The 605-nt window shown below is 61.0% G+C and carries 1 protein-coding gene; it reads left to right on the plus strand.

Translation table 11 applies throughout. The features are described 5' to 3' along the window. On the plus strand, positions 1 to 605 hold a 605-nt coding region (locus AC1D0P_RS27105; protein ID WP_477679561.1), incomplete at both ends, for a histidine kinase dimerization/phospho-acceptor domain-containing protein.

The raw sequence follows: 605 nt of genomic DNA on the forward strand, positions 1-605 counted from the left end.
ATCCCGGTCTCGCCAATGTCCTCAACATTCCGATCGAGCTTCTCGTTTCAGGTGGCCGCTGGGAAGATGTTTTCCGCGCCACGTCGCTGCAGAACGTGCAGAATGACGAGCCGACGATCGCCGACGGCGTTGCCCGCTTCCGCGAGGCGATAGCGGCGAGGAAGGATGTCTCCTATAATTTCCCGCTCAACGACGAACGCTGGGTGCATCTCGAAATGCGCACGCGCGAGGACGGCCAGAGCGTCATCCTCTGCAGCGACCAGACGACGACGATGCGCCGTGAGGCCGAACTCAAGCGGCTGATTGCCCGGGCAGAGGCGGCCGACCGGGCGAAATCGGAATTCCTCGCCAATATGAGCCTGGAAATCCGCACGCCGATGAACGGCATTCTCGGCATGGCCGAATTGCTGGCGAAGTCGCAACTCGACACGAGACAGAAGGCCTTCCTCGAAATCATCATGAAGTCGGGGCATGCGCTACTGACCATCATCAACGACATCCTCGACTTTTCCAAGCTCGATGCCGGGCACATGCAGCTTCGCTATGCGCCGTTTGACCCTGCCGAAGCGCTGGAGGACGTCGCCTCGCTCTACGCGCCGAAGGCG

The sequence above is a fragment of the Polaromonas sp. P1_G2 genome, from assembly GCF_056405515.1.